This is a genomic window from Bradyrhizobium sp. (assembly GCF_035273305.1).
GTDB lineage: Bacteria > Pseudomonadota > Alphaproteobacteria > Rhizobiales > Xanthobacteraceae > Bradyrhizobium.
The window spans coordinates 21,179-38,880 of record NZ_DATEPI010000150.1; the positions used below are offsets into that span (position 1 = coordinate 21,179).

Genomic DNA, 17,702 nt, shown 5'->3' on the forward strand with positions numbered 1-17,702 from the left:
AGAGCAGCGGCGCAGGCGAGCGTGCTGGCAAAAAAATGCCGCCAGAACTGGGGCGGCATTTTTGCGCGACAGTGGTGACGTAACTTGATTTAAAGCAGGCCCGCGCCGCGCGCCCACTTGTACTTGGCGCCGAGCACCGCGACCGGAATTTCGGTCGAATAGGCGTAGGCGACGATGCCATTCTGGTAAAGATAGTCGGCGGCCTCTTCGACCTCGATATCTCCGGCTAGCGACGCAACGATCGGCTTCTCGATACCCTTTGCCTTCATTTCGTTTTTCACCTCGACCATATTCTTTGCGAACACCATCGGTGGTGTCACGATGGTGTGCCAGTAGCCGAGGATCAGCGAGTGAATGCGCGGGTCTTCAAGTCCGAGCTTCACGGTGTTGACATAGGTGATCGGCGGCTCGCCCCCGGTGATGTCTATCGGATTACCTGCCGCGCCGAACGGCGGGATGAATTTGCGGAACGCTGCATCCAGATCCGGCGGGATCGTCATCAAGGACAACTTGTTATCGATGCAGGCATCCGACAGCAGCACGCCCGAACCGCCAGCCCCCGTGATGATGACGACATTTTCGCCTTTCGGCGTCGGCAGTACTGGAACGCCGCGGGCGAATTCCAGCATGTCGCGCAGCGAACGTGCGCGGATCACGCCCGACTGATTGAAGACGTCTTCATAAATCTTGTCGTTGCCGGCGAGCGCGCCAGTATGGGAGCTCGCCGCCTTGGCGCCCGCTGACGTCCGGCCTGCCTTCAAGACAACAATCGGCTTCTTCTTCGATACCCGCTTGGCGACCTCCGCGAACGAGCGGCCGTCCTTCAAATCCTCGCAATGCTGGGCGATGATCTGAGTGTTGTCGTCCTGCTCGAAGAACGTCAGCAGATCGTCCTCATCGATGTCGGACTTGTTGCCGAGACCGACGATCGCGGAGACGCCCATTTTGGCGGAGCGAGAAAATCCGATGATCGCCATGCCGATGCCGCCGGACTGCGAGGACAGCGCCGCGGAGCCCTTCACGTCATAGGCGGTGCAGAACGTCGCGCACAGATTGGCGGGGGTGTAATAGAAACCGTAGATGTTCGGCCCCATCAGGCGGATGCCGTATTTCTGGCCGATCGCCTGAATTTCCTCCTGGCCCTTCACGTTGCCGGTTTCGGCATAGCCGGACGGAATCAGGATCGCACCGACCACTTTCTTCTCGCCGCATTCGACCAGGGCCGACGCGACAAGGCTCGCCGGAATCGCGAAAACCGCGATATCGATTTCGCCCGGCACGTCCTTGACCGATTTGTACACCTTCTTGCCCATGATCTCATCCGCCTTCGGATGGATCGGGTAGATCTCGCCCTTGTAACCGCCGTTGATGAGATTCTTCATCACGGAGTTGCCGATCTTGCCGCTCTCGGCGGAAGCACCGATCACAGCGACCGACTTCGGTTTCATGATCCGGTTCATCTGACGCACGATGTCGTCATGGTTTGGGCGCGGGCGCGCCGGCTTCGGCGCGAAGTCAACGACGATACGCACGTCGGCGGCGATCGCGTCGGCTTTGGTTGCGAAGACCGGGTTAAGATCCATCTCAGTGATTTCAGGGAAGTCGGTGATCAATCGGGAAACATTGACGATGATCTCGGCAATCGCTTCGCGATTGACGGGATCGCTGCCGCGCACGCCCTTGAGCATCTCGTGCGCCTGGATGCCGTCGAGCATCGAGAGCGCGTCTTGCTTCGTTGCTGGCGCAAGACGGAACGTAATGTCCTTGAGAACTTCCACCAGCACGCCGCCGAGACCGAACGCGACAAGTTTGCCGAACGATCCGTCGGTGACCGCGCCAACGATTACTTCCTGTCCGCCCAGCAACATCTGCTGAACTTGAATTCCCTCGATCTTGGCGTCGGCTTTATATTTTTTGGCATTGGCCAGAATGGCGTCGTAGTTCTTTTCGACCTCGGCGGCGTTCTTCACGCCCACCATCACACCGCCAGCTTCGGTTTTGTGCAGAATATCCGGCGAGACGATCTTCATCACGACCGGGAAACCCATATCCGTCGCGATCTTCGCTGCTTCGGCTGCGGATTTCGCCACGCCTTCCTTCGGAACAGCAATGCCGTAAGCATCGCACACCAGTTTGCCTTCCGGCGCGGTCAGGCTGGTGCGTCTGTCCGCCTTGACCCCGTCCAGTATTTTGCGAACCGCATCTTTGGAATTCGGCATTGGCTTCCTCCTTGAGGTTTCTTTGATTCCGGCGAACGCGTCGCATCGGACGACGTTTCACCTGCGGTGTTCCCGGCACTGGGACAGGGCGGGGCGGCCTAGGGCCGCACTATCGAGATTGGGGCCGTCATTCGGCATCATGGCATTTGGTATGCCAGCCGCGCCCTTGTCAAGGTGGCCTGAGTATTCGAGGCGTAAAACGTGAGTAACTTGACAGTCTGGCATTTGGCATGCCAAAAACATTTCGAAATTGGTCTGACAAGAATTGGTCTGACAAAGGCCTTTCCGGCGCGGGACCAGTCGGAAACAACCGAGGCAAGCTCCACTATGGCCGAGGCAGAAATCGCGATCGTCCGCATCGCCCCGGAGACCAGCTTCAAGAACAAAGCCTATGAGGCTTTGAAGGAAGCCATCCTGAAGATGGACATTTACGCTACGCCCGAGCCGGTGATGCTCGACGAGCGCGCGCTTTCGGAGCGGCTTGGCGTCAGCCGCACCCCGATACGCGAAGCGATCGCGATGCTGGAGCAGGATGGTTTTGTAAAGACCGTGCCGCGGCGCGGCATCGTCGTGGTGCGTCGTACGAAGGCCGAGATCGTTGACATGATCCGGGCCTGGGCCGCGCTCGAGAGCATGGCCGCGCGACTGATCACGACAACCGCGCGCAAAAAGGACATCTCGGCCCTCCGCGACTTCTTCAAGAATTTCGGCAGGGATCGCCTGCCGCAGGACCACGTTGAGGAATATTCGAAAGCCAACATCGCCTTTCATCAGGCGCTGATTTCGCTCAGCGAGTCGCCGGTGCTGATCGACATGACGAATGACATCCTGCTGCACGTTCGCGGCTACCGGCAATTGACGATCGGACGCCAGGATCGCACTGCGGTATCGCTGCCCGAGCATATGGCCATCATCGAGGCGCTCGAGGAACGCGACACTGAACTGGCGGAAAAGCGCGCGCGCGATCACACCCTCGGGCTTGCCGCTTATGTGGAAGCCCACGGACAAGAACTTTTCTAGCACAACAGCCGTTAGCTTTGGGGCTTTGGCCAACGACTTAAGAGGACGCGAACTCGCGCCGGGAAGAAACGATCAGGGAGACAAGCCGATGCTGAACACCGCGACAAAGACCGAAGCGACGGACGCCCAGCAAGAGCTGACGGATGGCTTTCATCTGGTCATCGACGCCCTCAAGCTGAATGGCATCAATACGGTTTATGGGGTACCCGGAATTCCGATCACCGACCTCGGTCGGATGGCGCAGGCCGCTGGCATTCGTGTGATCTCGTTCCGCCACGAGCAGAACGCCGGCAACGCTGCCGCGATAGCCGGATTCCTGACCAAGAACCCCGGGGTTTGCCTCACGGTTTCGGCGCCTGGGTTTTTGAACGGGCTGACGGCGCTCGCCAATGCCACCACCAACTGCTTTCCCATGATCCTGATCTCAGGCTCCTCCGAGCGCGAGATCGTCGACCTGCAACAGGGCGACTACGAAGAAATGGACCAGCTGGCGATCGCGAAGCCGCTTTGCAAGGCCGCATTTCGCGTGCTGCATGCCGCCGACATTGGTATCGGTCTGGCGCGCGCGATCCGGGCCGCGGTCTCGGGCCGGCCTGGCGGCGTCTATCTCGATTTGCCCGCCAAACTTTTCTCTCAGGTGATGAATGCCGACGCCGGGGCAAAGTCGCTCGTGAAAGTGATCGACGCTGCGCCCTCCCAGATTCCGGCCCCCAGCGCGATCAAGCGCGCGCTCGACCTGCTAAAGACCGCAAAACGTCCGCTGATCATTTTGGGCAAGGGTGCGGCCTACGCGCAGGCCGATGACGACATCCGCGCGCTGATCGAAAAGACCGGCATTCCTTTTCTGCCGATGAGCATGGGAAAGGGTCTGTTGCCCGACACGCATCCGCAGTGCGCCGGCGCGGCGCGTTCGACCGTGCTGAAAGACGCCGACGTCGTGATGTTGATCGGCGCCCGACTGAATTGGCTTCTTTCGCACGGCAAGGGCAAGAGCTGGGGAGAGGCGCCAAAGAAGTTCATACAGATCGATATCGAACCGAGGGAAATGGACTCCAACGTTGAGATCGCGGCCCCCGTCGTGGGCGATATCGGTTCCTGCGTATCGGCGCTGCTTGCGGGCATGGGTGCCAACTGGCCGGCTGCACCGGCTGAGTGGGTCAGCGCCGTCAATTCGAAGCGGCAAGACAACATCGCCAAGATGGCGCCGCGGCTGATGAACAACAAGTCTCCGATGGATTACCACGGCGCGCTCGGCGCATTGCGCACAGTGATCAAGGAACGGCCGGATGCCATTCTGGTCAACGAGGGCGCCAACACGCTCGACCTCGCGCGCGGCATCATCGATATGTACAAGCCACGCAAGCGGCTCGACGTCGGTACCTGGGGCGTGATGGGGATCGGCATGGGCTTTGCCATCGGAGCCGCGATCGAGACCGGCCACCCGGTGCTGGCAGTCGAAGGCGATAGCGCCTTTGGCTTTTCCGGCATGGAGGTCGAGACCATCTGCCGATACAACCTGCCGGTCTGCGTCGTCATTTTTAACAACAATGGCATCTATCGCGGCACCGACGTCAACTCCGCCGGCTCCGACGTTGCGACCACGGTGTTCGTCAAGGACTCGCGTTATGACAAGATGATGGAGGCCTTCGGCGGAGTCGGCGTCAATGCGACGACGCCTGACGAGTTGAAGCGCGCCGTCGACCAGGCGATGGACTCAGGCAAGCCGACGCTGATCAACGCGGTGATAGATCCGGCCGCCGGCTCCGAAAGCGGCCGCATCGGCAACCTCAATCCGCAAAGCGTCATTCGCAACAAGTAACCAGCGAGATCGTGGCGGGGAAACAGACCCCTCCCCGCCCTCCCGCGCAGGATCAGATACGATACGGAGCAAGACAATGACCAAGGCGCTGCACGGCGTTCGAATTCTTGATTTCACCCATGTCCAATCCGGACCGACCTGTACGCAGTTGCTGGCGTGGTTCGGCGCCGACGTGATCAAGGTTGAGCGCCCCGGCGTCGGCGACATCACGCGCGGTCAGTTGCAGGACATCCCGAACGTCGACAGCCTGTATTTCACCATGCTCAATCACAACAAGCGCTCGATCACGCTGGACACCAAGAACCCCAAGGGCAAGGAAGTCCTCACCGAACTGATCAAGAAATGCGACGTCCTGGTTGAAAACTTCGGCCCGGGCGTGCTCGACCGAATGGGATTTCCTTGGGAGAAGATCCAAAGCATCAATTCGAAAATGATCGTCGCCTCGATCAAGGGCTTCGGCCCCGGTCCTTACGAGGACTGCAAGGTGTATGAGAACGTCGCACAATGCACTGGTGGCTCCGCCTCGACCACCGGCTTTCGTGACGGGTTACCGCTCGTCACCGGCGCACAAATCGGGGACAGCGGCACAGGCTTGCACCTGGCTCTCGGCATTGTCGCCGCGCTTTACCAGCGCACCATGACCGGGCGGGGACAGCGCGTTACCGCTGCCATGCAGGATGGCGTTCTCAACCTCGCTCGGGTGAAGCTGCGTGACCAGCAGCGCCTCGCCCACGGTCCACTCAAGGAATACAGCCAGTATGGAGAGGGCATTCCCTTTGGCGAGGCGGTGCCGCGCGCCGGCAACGACTCTGGCGGAGGTCAGCCAGGCCGCATTCTGAAGTGCAAGGGCTGGGAGACCGATCCCAATGCCTATATCTACTTCATCACCCAGGCGCCGGTGTGGGAGAAGATCTGCGACGTCATCGGCGAACCGGGCTGGAAAACCCATCCCGATTACGCGAAGCCCGCTGCCCGCCTGCCGCGTCTCAACGAGATTTTTTCTCGCATCGAGCAATGGACAATGACCAAGACCAAGTTCGAGGCGATGGACATTCTCAACAAGGACGACATTCCCTGCGGTCCAATCCTGTCGATGAAGGAACTGGCGGAAGATAAATCGCTCCGCGCTACCGGCACCATCGTCGAGGTCGATCATCCGACCCGCGGCAAGTATTTGTCGGTCGGCAATCCGATCAAGCTGTCGGATAGCCCGTCCGATGTGTCACGCTCGCCGCTGCTTGGGGAACACACCGACGAAGTCCTCCGGCAGGTGCTCGGATTTAGCGATCACCAGGTAGCTGAAATTCACGATTCCGGCGCGCTTGATCCGCCGCGCAAAGTCGCCGCCGAGTAGTTGCCCGCTTTTTCGAGTAGCTGAACTCCATGGCAACTCTCGGTTGCCACGCGTTCTACGTGCGCACCGTCCTCACCGACGGCAGCTATGCTGCAATGCGAAGCGCAATTGCTGCTATGCAAACAAGATGGTTGCCGGTGGCATCTGGCATACATAGAACGAGTTCCATGTGATCTTACTTCAAGGAACTCAAATGTCTAAAGCTGCCTCAGTTGCCATCGGGCCCACCGCCACTCTCTTCAGCCGCTTCCTGGCGGCACTGGATCAACTGCTCATCGCGAACGCCCAAACTGCCATCCGCAACGGCGATCTTCCCTATTTCGGCCTGTGAAGCCTCCACACGGCCTGAAAAGGGTGTGGGTTGTACCTCCCAGACGAATAAACCTTCCGAATGGCCCCTCACCGGGGGCCATTCTTTTATCCTGCCTTTAGCCTTGCCGCTGTGACATATCGCCCGGATGCGGCATGAGTCGTAAGGATGGGTTGCGTAGTGGCATAACACATACCAAAATCCCCCGACAAAAACGTGTTCGGGGATTCGCCATGACAGACAGGGTTTACGCAGCGGCTTCGGCCGATGCTCGCGTCAGCGATAGTTATCGATGGGCGCAGTTGGCTATCGGAGTCGCCGCTATGGTGATGATCGCCAATTACCAATACGGCTGGACTTTCTTCGTCCCGGATATCCAGAAAAAATTCGGATGGGATCGTGCATCGATCCAGTGGGCGTTCACTCTATTCGTTCTTTTCGAAACATGGCTGGTCCCGATCGAGGGCTGGTTTGTCGACAAGTATGGTCCGCGTCTGGTGGTCCTCGCCGGCGGTATCCTCTGTGGTGCCGGCTGGGCGATCAATTCGCACGCCACAAGCCTCAGCGGATATTATTTCGGGATGATCATGGCGGGTATCGGCGCCGGCGCGGTCTACGGCACCTGCGTCGGAAACGCGCTCAAGTGGTTTCCAGACAAGCGCGGACTTGCCGCGGGCATCACGGCGGCGGGTTTTGGCGCCGGGTCAGCACTCACCGTCGCCCCAATTCAGGCGATGATCAAGGACTCCGGGTTTCAGAACACCTTCCTCTATTTTGGTCTGGGCCAAGGCATCATCGTCGTCATCCTGGCCTTCTTTCTGGTTGCTCCAAAGGCAGGACAGGCGCCGCCGGTGATTCAGAATGCCAGTATTTTCCAGAGCCGTCGGAACTACGGACCGGAGGAGGTCATTCGGGAGCCGCTGTTCTGGCTGATGTACCTGATGTTCGTTCTGGTCGGCGCCGGTGGATTGATGGTTACGGCCAATCTGAAACCGATTGCGGCGGATTGGAAAATTGACAGCGTACCCGTCACTCTGATGGCGGTGACGATGACCACGGTGACATTCGCGGCGACGATCGATCGCGTTCTCAATGGATTGACACGGCCGTTCTTCGGCTGGGTATCGGACATGATCGGCCGCGAAAATACGATGTTCATCGCCTTCGGCCTCGAGGGCATCGGCATCTGGGCGCTCTATATGCTGGGCCACGATCCCATCTGGTTCGTGGTGCTGTCTGGTATCGTGTTCTTTGCCTGGGGCGAGATCTATTCTCTCTTCCCCTCCACTTGCACCGATACGTTCGGGGCGAAATTCGCGACCACCAATGCCGGGCTTCTCTATACGGCTAAAGGCACCGCTTCGTTGCTTGTGCCTCTCGGCAACTACATGCAGCAATCATCGGGAAGCTGGGACCGGGTGTTCCTGATCGCCGCGGGGGCCAACATTGTCGCATCGCTTCTTGCGATTGTGGTTCTCAAGCCGTGGCGCAAGTCTGTGATCGCCAAAGCTCAGGCAAACTGACTCAGCTGATTGGCAGGAACGCAAGCGCCCACCTCAAGAGGTGGGCGCTTTTTTGCGCGCAGCGGACTCCGTAGCCGACATTGTTCGCGAGCTTGTGACGCGGAGGCCGCGCCACCCGACTTCGCTGGCCCAAGAATGTCCATTCTCCTGGCGCGTATTGCGGTGGGTGATCAGTTCGATTGACAATTGGCATAATGTATACCAATAATATGGTAAAAGGTCCTACGCTCACCTTTTAGGGAGGTTGCGATGCAAGTCGGAGATATCCTGCGCAAGAAAACTGCCCGGGTTGCAACGGTTCGCATGAATGAGACTGTCGGTATTGCCGCCCAATTGATGCGCGCCAGCAATATCAGCGCCCTTGTGGTCAAGGACGTCGTCCGCACCGAAGGGAATACGGCTGTTGGCATGTTCACCGAACGTGATGTCGTTCGCGCCATTGCCGAGCACGGCGCCGCCGGCGTTAATCTGAAGGTCTCGCAATTGATTTCGGTCCAGCAGCTGGTTTCCTGCAGCTCGACCGACACGCTCGAGCACGTTCGTCATCTGATGAACAAGCACCACATCCGCCATTTGCCGGTGATCGACAATTACAGCCTGATCGGAGTGGTCAGCATCCGCGACATCTCGACCGCATTCGATGATGAGGCGACCGCCAGCGCGCGATCGCTATCTGCCTGAGCGGAAACCCGCTCGCGCATAAATTGGATTTTAAAACTGCCGAAGGCCGGCCGAGCGCCACGCCATTCTTTGGTCCCTCGACCAGGGACTTCTCGAGGGCGAGCTAAATCCTTGCCGTTTTGCATGATCGCCCTGCCTTCAACTGCCTCGCCTGCCGATGGACATTTGCCGGCTGCGACGGCATCCTCCCTTCAACATCGCCGAAACGCAATTTGGTCAGTACAAATCGCGTGTCTTCGGCAAACTCGGCTGGAAATTCGCGATCAGGATACCGCAGATATTTTCCAATAAGAAAATGCTGCGACAGTATTAGAGGTCAGGATGATCAAAACACGATTTACCGAATTGGTTGGCGTTGAACACCCGATCGTTCAGGGCGGAATGCAGTGGGTCGGACGCGCCGAACTGGTGTCGGCGGTCGCCAATGCCGGCGCGCTAGGGTTTATCACCGCGCTGACGCAGCCAACGCCGGAAGACCTTACGAGAGAGATTGCGCGCTGTCGCGGCATGACTGACAAGCCGTTTGGCGTGAATCTCACCATCCTGCCCTCGATCAAGCCGCCGCCCTATGCCGAATACCGCCAGGCCATCGTCGAGAGCGGCATCAAGATTGTCGAGACAGCCGGCAACAAGCCGCAGGAACATGTCAACGAGTTCAAAAAGCACGGCATCGTCGTGGTGCATAAATGCACAAGCGTGCGCCATGCGCTCTCGGCGGAGCGCATGGGCGTCGACGCGATTTCGATCGACGGGTTCGAATGCGCCGGCCATCCCGGGGAGGACGACACACCCGGGCTGATCCTGATTCCGGTCGCCGCCGAGAAGGTGAAAATCCCGATGATCGCTTCCGGTGGTTTCGGCGACGGCCGAGGCCTGGTGGCAGCGCTGGCGCTTGGCGCCGAGGGCATCAACATGGGTACCCGATTCATGTGCACCAAGGAGAGCCCGATCCACCAGCTCATCAAAGAGAAGATCGTTGCTAATGACGAGCGTGAGACCGAACTGATTTTCCGGACCATGCGCAATACTTCGCGGGTCGCCAAGAACGCCGTCAGCACCAAAGTGGTGGCGATGGAAAAGGAAGGCGCAACGTTCGATCAGGTGCGCGAACTTGTGGCCGGCGCCCGCGGCAAGATGGTCTATGCCACAGGCGATGCCGATGAAGGCATCTGGTCGGCCGGCCAGGTGCAGGGATTGATCCACGACATCCCGACCTGCGCAGAACTGGTGTCGCGCATCATGCGGCAGGCTGAATCTATCATCCGAAGCCGCCTCGAAGGCATGATGTCCACCCCCCGCCGGGAAGCCGCCGAATGAGCGTCCCGGCTTCGCAGGCAATCGAGAACGATCCATGAAGGCTTACGTTTATGGCGCCGGTGGCGCGACGATTGCGGAAGTCCCCAAACCGACGCCGAGCGGCACGCAGGTGCTGGTCAGGGTGCATGCTTGCGGCCTGAACCGTGCCGATCTCGGCATGACCAAAGGCCAGGCCCATGGCAGCTCCGGTGGCATAGGAACCGTTCTTGGAATGGAATGGGCTGGCGAAGTCGCGGAACTCGGGCCCCAAGCTAAAGGCGTCAGGGTCGGCGACAAGGTCATGGGATCGGGCGCAGGCGCGTTCGCCGAATATACCCTGTCCGATCACGGGCGGCTGTTTCGCACCCCTTCGAATATGAACTTTGAAGAGTCCGCCACCCTCCCCGTCGCACTCGCGACCATGCACAACGCAGTGGTCACGAACGGCGCATTGCAGCCCGGTCAATCCGTTTTGATCCAAGGCGCCAGCTCCGGTGTCGGTCTGATGGCCTTGCAGATAGCAAAGCTCAAAGGGGCCAAACTCGTGATCGGATCCTCGACCGACACGATGCGCCGGAGCCGGTTGCATGAATTCGGCGCTGATCTCGCGGTCGATTCCAGCGATCCCGGCTGGGTCGATCAGGTGCTAAAGGCCACCGGAGGCGAAGGCGTCGACCTGATTGTCGATCAAGTCTCCGGCAAAGTCGCGAGCCAAAATCTCGCGGCCACCAAGATCAAGGGACGTATCGTCAATGTCGGCCGGCTCGGCGGAACGCATGCGGATTTCAATTTCGACCTGCATGCCGCCCGACGTATCCACTACATCGGTGTTACGTTCCGCACCCGCTCCATCGAGGAAATCCGCGAGATTTTTGACGAGGTCCGCAAGGATATCTGGCCCGCCGTGGAATCACGCAAGCTGCAGTTGCCGATAGACCAGGTGTTTGCTTTCAAGGACATCGGCAAGGCGTTCGAACACATGGAAGCCAACCGGCATCTCGGCAAGATCGTTGTGACTCTTTAGTTCAGAACTCTTTATTACCTCTTCAAGAAGAGCCTGATCTCTTCGAGCATGCGCTCCGTTTCCGGATCTTGCGACAGCGGCATGTGGTTTTGCCCGGGCAACGCCACGAACCGGGCGCCGGGAATGCCGAGCGCGAGTTCTCGGCCGGCCTCGATCGGCTGAACCTGATCGTCTCTCTTGTGCATCACAAGTGTCGGTACGCTGACCTTAGACAGCAACTCACTGACGTCCAGGCTCCTCGTTGTTTCGAAAAAACGGTAGGCGCACTCGGCGGTTGTCGTCTTGCGTTGGCGTTCCGCAAATCTTTGAAGCTGTTCCGGTGTCCCGCCCGGCATAAACAAAGATGAGAACAACTGACGAAACACAGGGCTTTCGCTTCCCCATCCTGTGCGGATGAGGGTGGCGAGCGCCTTCTGCTGTTGCAACTCTGAGTCATTTTTTGCGCGCCGATAGGTCCCCCTCGCAAACCCGCCGTAAAGGACCAGGTGAGTTACACGTTCCGGATGCCGCACCGCGAAGGCAACCGATATGGCACATCCCTGCGATAACCCTAGCAGCGGAAATCGATCGAACCCGGCGGCATCGACCACGGCCTCGAGGTCCCTCACCCATGCATCCAGCGAAATATCCTCGACGTCCCAATCAGAAAGGCCGTTACCGCGCGCATCGTAGCGCAGCAGGGTGAAGTCTCGCGCCAGCGAAGTATAGAGATGGTGAAGGTCCGGATTTTGCCAATCGAATTCGAGATGGTTCATCCAGTTCGCCGTTTTCACGAGTGGCGACCCGCTGCCCATTATCGCATAGGCCAATCGTACCCCATCGGGCGCGCGACAATAAGTGACCTTCAGCTCCATCTCACCCGGTTCGATCGCGTCGCCGGCGGCGGCGCCGATGGCATACGCGTCAATGGATTTCGAAATGTTTTTCAATCTCTGCGGACCTAGAGATCGACAAACGAAGGGAAGTTTGCCTTCAATCTGGTCATAGACCTGCCGAGAGATGCACACCGTGCCAGGTTCCGCTATTCCTTCCAATCGTGCAGCAATGTTAACGCCATCACCGAGCAAGTCCTCGCCCTCCACGAGGACATCGCCTACGTGAATGCCGATGCGCAGCCGCATTCTTCTGGCGTCGTCGACCGCCGAGGCCACCGCCTCAGTTTCTTTCTGTATCGCGATCGCGCAGCTCGCTGCCTGGACCGCACTGGCAAACTCGACGAAAAAGCCGTCGCCCATGATCTTGAACAGCCGGCCGGAATGCGCGGCCACGCTTGGATCAATAATGCTCCTCCGCAAGACGGCGAGCCGTGCGAGTGCGCCGGCCTCGTCGACACTGACCAGACGGGAATAGCCGACCACGTCGGCGGCAAGAATGGCGGCAAGGCGGCGCATTGTGCTCATCCCGTTCAGACTTGACGCAAGCTACTCGATGTCCCGGCACGTTGGACGTAATACCACATCGACAGTTTTTAGTCGGAACAATTCGCAACAGATGTTCCTGCGCTGCTCATCCGATCTGCGCTTTAATGTTGCAAGAGGGGCTGCTAAACCCGCGCCCATGAGCGATACCGTCCACAACGTCAAATCACGTGTCGCCGCGATTTCGGTATTTGCCAGTGCCGGCATGGCCGCGGCCAAATTCGTTGTTGGAATCGCAATCGGCAGTCTCGCTTTGATCTCGGAGGCGCTGCATAGCTCCATCGATGTGGTCGCGACCGTGATCACATGGATGGTGGTGCGGGTTTCAGATCGTCCCGCTGACCAGGAACATCACTACGGTCATGGCAAACTTGAGAGCGTGTCCGCGCTCGGCGTCATCGCGCTGCTTTATGTCTTGGCCGGCGGCATTCTGGTCGAATCCTATAGCCGTCTGCGCGACGGGGTGGCCCCGGCAAGTGTCACTGCAATTCCATTCATCGTTTTGCTGGTCGATATCGCGGTGAACCTGTGGCGGGCCCGGGCGCTGCACTCGGCGGCGCACACCACCAAGAGCCAGGCACTTGCGGCTGACGCGCTGCATTTCACGTCTGACGTGCTCGGCTCAGTGGCCGTGATGGTGGGACTGGCGCTTTCGGCGCTGGGATATTCCTGGGGCGATGCCGCCGCCGCGATCGTCGTGGCAATCGTGATCGCATTGTTAGGACTTCGAATGGCGCGATCTACGGTCGAGACACTGGTCGACCGCGCACCGGAAGGCGCTTCCGAAAAAGCCACAGCCGCAATCATTGCTGTGCCAGGGGTGCTCAATGTCGAGCGGTTGCGGGTGCGAATGGTCGGATCAATCCACTTCATTGATGCCGTCGTGCAGGTGCCACGCACTTATCCGATCGACCGGGTCGAGGAGATCAAACGGAAAGCCGAAGCCAACATCGCGAAAGTGCTCGACGATGCCGACCTGGCATTCACCGCAGTTCCCGTCGCGCGTGACAACGAAAGCGTGCGCGAACGCATTATGGTGATTGCCCGCAACTCCGGTCTGGCCGTGCACCATGTGACCGTGCACGACCTCGGCGGGAGATTAACCGTCAGCATTGATCTCGAGGTCGACGGCAATATGGCGCTTACTGCAGCCCACGGCATTGCCCATGAGCTGGAGGGGAACATCCGGCACGAATTCGGGGAAGACGTGGAGGTCGACACGCATATCGAGCCGTTGGAGCCGGAATTGCCTGTTGGTGTCGACGCTGCGCCGGAACGTGTTGAAGCTATCAAGAACGCGCTGTCGCGTTTCGCGACCGATACCGCGATCCATGACATCCACAATGTGCGGGTGCGCGAAACCGAGGCAGGCGAGATCGTGAACTTCCATTGCCGCGCCTCGTCGGCGATGCGCGTAATCGATGTCCACGAGAACGTCGACGAGATCGAGCGCGCGCTACGTCGGGCCTTTCCGGAAGTGAAGCGCGTGATCAGCCACGCCGAGCCTCCACGCGGCTAGCAGAAACGAGCGGCGCGTTCCCGTTTCGGACTCAACTCGCAGGTATATTTACGGCTCTCTTGCGCGCCAATTCTCCATTGGACAACATTTATTCGAGTTAACGAATCGTTGACTCTCGACAGCCCGCAAAAACTGGATTCAAATCGAGTGTGATTCGGAGTGGGACTGGGGTCCTTCTGAAGCGGGTGTAAAAGTTTCCAAGGGGGCCAAAGGTATGGGGCGCGCACACGCGGCGAGCGCCTGCGTTCAATCCGATTCGATCAAGGGATTGGCGCAGTCGATCGCGAAACCGGCCTATCATCGGCTGCTGATCGCCGAGCCGGTGCTTCGCCGCGCCGTCCCCATCCTGATTATCGCATTCCTGATCACGATCTGTCTTGGCGCGTTCGTGCAGGTGCTCGATCAGAACCGGCAAAAGCGGGCCTCGCTCAAGCGCGATCTTGCGGCACTCGCAGATGTACTCGCCGAACGGCTCGATCGCATCGCCTCCACCCGACAGCATCAGGCAGCGACCTTTGAGCGGCTTCAACTGTTGCTGCCTGGACTTATTCCGTCCTGGGGCGCCGTCGCCGGCCGGCACGTCATCGTCATCGGCACCGATCAACGCGTACTTGCTCGCGTGCCTATCGATGCCGGGCTTGACGATACCAGCCGCATTCTCGACGTCGTCAGCGCGGCCCTGCCATTGACCGCGTCGGCGCAGCAGGACCGCGTCACGGATATTACCTTGCCGAACGGCAGCGGCGCATTGGCCGTTCAGCACATCGTCAAATCCTTGCCCGGCCAGATCATCATTATTCAGGAAACGACGGACTCGTTGTTGCGCTCAGAGGCGGCGTTGTCAGTTACGCTTTCAGCTACTACGGGATTTGTGGTGCTGATCCTGGGCTTCGCCTTCCATTGGCAATCGACCCGGGCGCGGGAAGGCGATCTCATCAACGATGCCGTGCGGGGGCGGATCGATACCGCGCTCAACCGGGGACGATGCGGATTGTGGGATTGGGACCTGTCGCGCGGCAGGATTTTCTGGTCGCAGTCGATGTTTACGATGCTCGGTCTCGATACCCGCAGCGACCTCCTGACCTTCGGTGAAGTCAACGCGCTGGTGAATTCCGATGATATCGACCTGTTCGCGATCGCGGATCAACTTATCTCATCGCAAATCAATCACATCGACCAAACCTTCCGGATGCGGCACACCGATGGTCACTGGATATGGCTGCGGGTGCGCTGCGAGCTCAGCCACGGTACGGTTGGTTCCGGCTTGCACCTGATCGGCATTGCCATCGACATCACCGAGCAAAAGAGTCTTGCCGAAAAGACGGTAGAGGCAGACGTGCGGCTGCGCGATGCAATTGAGACCATTCCGGAAGCTTTCGTATTGTGGGACGCAGGCGACCGCCTGGTGCTCTGCAACTCGCATTTTCAGCGACTGCACAAGTTGCCGGACTCGGCGGTCACGCCGGGCACCTCGTACGAAACAGTAATCGAAGTCGGCAGCATGCCCGAGGTGCGTACGCGCTTGCACGAAGCCGGCGCCCACGCGCCCGGCGCGCGCACCTTCGAGGCTCAATTGGAAGACGGCAGTTGGCTTCATATCAGCGAGCGCCGTACCAAGGACGGCGGCTATGTCTCTGTGGGTACCGACATCACGCGCATCAAAGCCCATGAGAAGAAGCTCGTGGACAATGACATTCGCTTGCGCGCAACGGTGATCGATCTAAAGCGTTCGCAATCGGAACTTGAAAGGCAAGCGGTCGAGCTTGCCGATCTCGCCGAAAAATACTCGAACGAAAAGAACCGCGCCGAAGAAGCCAACCAAGCCAAATCCAAATTCCTCGCCAATATGAGCCATGAATTGCGCACACCTCTCAACGCCATCATTGGCTTTTCCGAAATCATGGGAAGTGGAATGTTCGGGGCGCTGGGCTCCGAGAAATACCACGAATATTGTCACGATATCCTCACCAGCGGTCATTATCTGCTTGAAGTCATCAATGACATTCTCGACATGTCGAAGATCGAAGCCGGCCGCATGAAGCTCGATAAGGAGCCGCTCGATCTCTCAAAGACGTTGGCGGAGTCGCTGCGCGTAATATCCGGGCGTGCCGATGACAAGCGCCTTGTACTGGACGCGGATATCGATGGCGCGATTCCGGTGGTAGCGGACCGCCGGGCCATCAAGCAGATCATAGTCAATCTGTTGTCCAACGCCGTCAAATTTACGCCGGACGGCGGTAAAGTCGTGGTACGCAGCCGCGTGTTCAGCGATTCGATTATGTTGATGATTGCCGATACCGGCATCGGTATCCCTTCGCAATCGCTCGCGCGGCTCGGCAGGCCATTCGAGCAGGTCGAGAGCCAGCTTACCAAAACGTATCATGGTTCCGGACTCGGCCTTGCGATTGCGCGGTCGCTGGCGGATTTGCATGGCGGATCGATGCGGCTGCGCTCCAAGCTGGGCGTTGGCACCGTCGTCTGTGTGACGTTGCCGCGTGACGGCAACGCCGGATCAAAGATGTCCGCCGCCGCTTAGATGCACGCCGCTCTCCGCAAACTGCGGCCCTACGCTAAGCCTCACGAGCGACAATTTCTAGAAAAACCCGGCGCACGTCGTCCTGGGTCTCCTTGACCCGCGCCTCGAGTGACGAGAAGTCGGGAGCATCGCCGGCACGCGCCATCACGCGCAGCAGGTCTTCTCCGGAATTTTCGGGCTTAAATTTTCCGCTGACGCAGAGACGCAGAATTTGCGTGAGGTCATGATAAAGGTTCGCCGCCGAACGCAACACTTCAGCCGCCGACGGCAGGAGTATCCCGAATCGGGCGGCGTTATCGATCACGCGCAACGTGCTCACATCCAGGATATCCGGTTTCGCCGCGGCGTGGACGAGCTGGAGGTATTGCGCGATGAAATCAATGTCGACGAGGCCGCCAGCGGCGTATTTCAAATCCCAGACATCAGCCTCGCCCTTCTCCAGCGCAATTGCGCGGCGCATCTCCGCCACGTCCATTGCGACCGCCGCCGCATCACGCGGGCGCGTCAGGACGTCCCTGACGATTTCTTCTATTCTGGAACGGAAGTCGGGTGACGCTGAAATGACGCGCGCGCGGGTTAGTGCCATGTGTTCCCAGGTCCAGGCCTCACGCTCCTGGTATTCCGCAAACGATTGCACGTGTGAGGCGACCGGCCCTGCTCGACCGGAGGGCCGCAGCCGCATATCGACCTCATAGAGCACGCCGTAATTCGTTCGGGTCGTGAATGCGCTGATCAGCCTTTGGGTAAATCGCGCAAAATATTGCCCCCCATGGAGCGAGCGCGGCCCGTCGGAATCCGGTTGCTCGGGATCGAAATCATAAAGCAGGATCAGGTCGAGATCGGACGAGGCCGTCATCTCGCGGCTGCCAAGCCTTCCCATCGCGACAATCGCCGTCTGCTGTCCCTTGATCTTGCCGTGCTGGGCCGCGAACCGATCGGTCACCAACCCATGCACAGTGTGAACAATGCCTTCGGCGACATCA

General features: G+C 59.2%; 12 protein-coding genes and 1 pseudogene. 10 read left to right on the top strand and 3 right to left on the bottom strand.

Annotation, left to right across the window (positions count from 1 at the left end; translation table 11 throughout):
* Nucleotides 1–89: 89 nt before the first annotated feature.
* Nucleotides 90–2,219 (bottom strand): acetate--CoA ligase family protein, encoded by a 2,130-nt coding sequence (locus tag VJV58_RS10205; protein ID WP_324137221.1) that lies wholly within the window; start codon nucleotides 2,217–2,219, stop codon nucleotides 90–92.
* A gap of 327 nt (nucleotides 2,220–2,546) precedes the next feature.
* Between VJV58_RS10205 and VJV58_RS10210 the strand changes: the two genes are divergently transcribed.
* The 8 genes from VJV58_RS10210 to VJV58_RS10245 all read left to right on the top strand — a co-directional run bounded on the left by VJV58_RS10210 (nucleotide 2,547) and on the right by VJV58_RS10245 (nucleotide 11,246).
* The gene (locus tag VJV58_RS10210) at nucleotides 2,547–3,239 is read left to right on the top strand and encodes a GntR family transcriptional regulator (protein WP_324137222.1); all 693 of its coding nucleotides are present in this window, start codon (nucleotides 2,547–2,549) and stop codon (nucleotides 3,237–3,239) included.
* Nucleotides 3,240–3,327: 88 nt separating this feature from the next.
* Nucleotides 3,328–5,058, top strand: a complete 1,731-nt coding sequence (gene oxc, locus VJV58_RS10215; RefSeq protein WP_324137223.1) for an oxalyl-CoA decarboxylase — start codon at nucleotides 3,328–3,330, stop codon at nucleotides 5,056–5,058.
* Nucleotides 5,059–5,134: 76 nt separating this feature from the next.
* Nucleotides 5,135–6,412 (top strand): formyl-CoA transferase, encoded by a 1,278-nt coding sequence (gene frc, locus VJV58_RS10220; RefSeq protein ID WP_324137224.1) that lies wholly within the window; start codon nucleotides 5,135–5,137, stop codon nucleotides 6,410–6,412.
* Between the two features lie 193 nt (nucleotides 6,413–6,605).
* Entirely contained in the window at nucleotides 6,606–6,743 is a 138-nt protein-coding gene (locus tag VJV58_RS10225; protein WP_324137225.1) for a hypothetical protein, read from the top strand.
* Between the two features lie 212 nt (nucleotides 6,744–6,955).
* The gene (gene oxlT / locus VJV58_RS10230; protein ID WP_324137226.1) at nucleotides 6,956–8,245 is read left to right on the top strand and encodes an oxalate/formate MFS antiporter; all 1,290 of its coding nucleotides are present in this window, start codon (nucleotides 6,956–6,958) and stop codon (nucleotides 8,243–8,245) included.
* Nucleotides 8,246–8,494: 249 nt separating this feature from the next.
* Nucleotides 8,495–8,926, top strand: coding sequence for a CBS domain-containing protein (locus tag VJV58_RS10235; protein WP_324137227.1), 432 nt, complete (start codon nucleotides 8,495–8,497; stop codon nucleotides 8,924–8,926).
* 321 nt (nucleotides 8,927–9,247) lie between these two features.
* The gene (locus tag VJV58_RS10240; protein ID WP_324137228.1) at nucleotides 9,248–10,243 is read left to right on the top strand and encodes a nitronate monooxygenase family protein; all 996 of its coding nucleotides are present in this window, start codon (nucleotides 9,248–9,250) and stop codon (nucleotides 10,241–10,243) included.
* 34 nt (nucleotides 10,244–10,277) lie between these two features.
* Nucleotides 10,278–11,246 carry a zinc-binding dehydrogenase gene (locus VJV58_RS10245; protein ID WP_324137229.1) on the top strand — a complete coding sequence of 323 codons (969 nt, stop codon included), beginning with the start codon at nucleotides 10,278–10,280 and terminating at the stop codon, nucleotides 11,244–11,246.
* Between the two features lie 14 nt (nucleotides 11,247–11,260).
* Here the strand turns inward: VJV58_RS10245 and VJV58_RS10250 are convergent, their stop codons facing one another.
* Nucleotides 11,261–12,646 (bottom strand): alpha/beta fold hydrolase, encoded by a 1,386-nt coding sequence (locus VJV58_RS10250; RefSeq protein ID WP_324137230.1) that lies wholly within the window; start codon nucleotides 12,644–12,646, stop codon nucleotides 11,261–11,263.
* 157 nt (nucleotides 12,647–12,803) lie between these two features.
* Here VJV58_RS10250 and VJV58_RS10255 point away from each other — a divergent pair, with 157 nt between their 5' ends.
* Nucleotides 12,804–14,183 (top strand): cation diffusion facilitator family transporter, encoded by a 1,380-nt coding sequence (locus VJV58_RS10255; RefSeq protein ID WP_324137231.1) that lies wholly within the window; start codon nucleotides 12,804–12,806, stop codon nucleotides 14,181–14,183.
* A gap of 214 nt (nucleotides 14,184–14,397) precedes the next feature.
* Nucleotides 14,398–16,719 (top strand): PAS domain-containing sensor histidine kinase, encoded by a 2,322-nt coding sequence (locus VJV58_RS10260; protein ID WP_324137232.1) that lies wholly within the window; start codon nucleotides 14,398–14,400, stop codon nucleotides 16,717–16,719.
* Between the two features lie 34 nt (nucleotides 16,720–16,753).
* On the opposite strand, the pseudogene VJV58_RS10265 reads toward VJV58_RS10260, so the two are convergent.
* Nucleotides 16,754–17,702: pseudogene (locus VJV58_RS10265) on the bottom strand (bifunctional [glutamine synthetase] adenylyltransferase/[glutamine synthetase]-adenylyl-L-tyrosine phosphorylase); the annotation flags it as partial.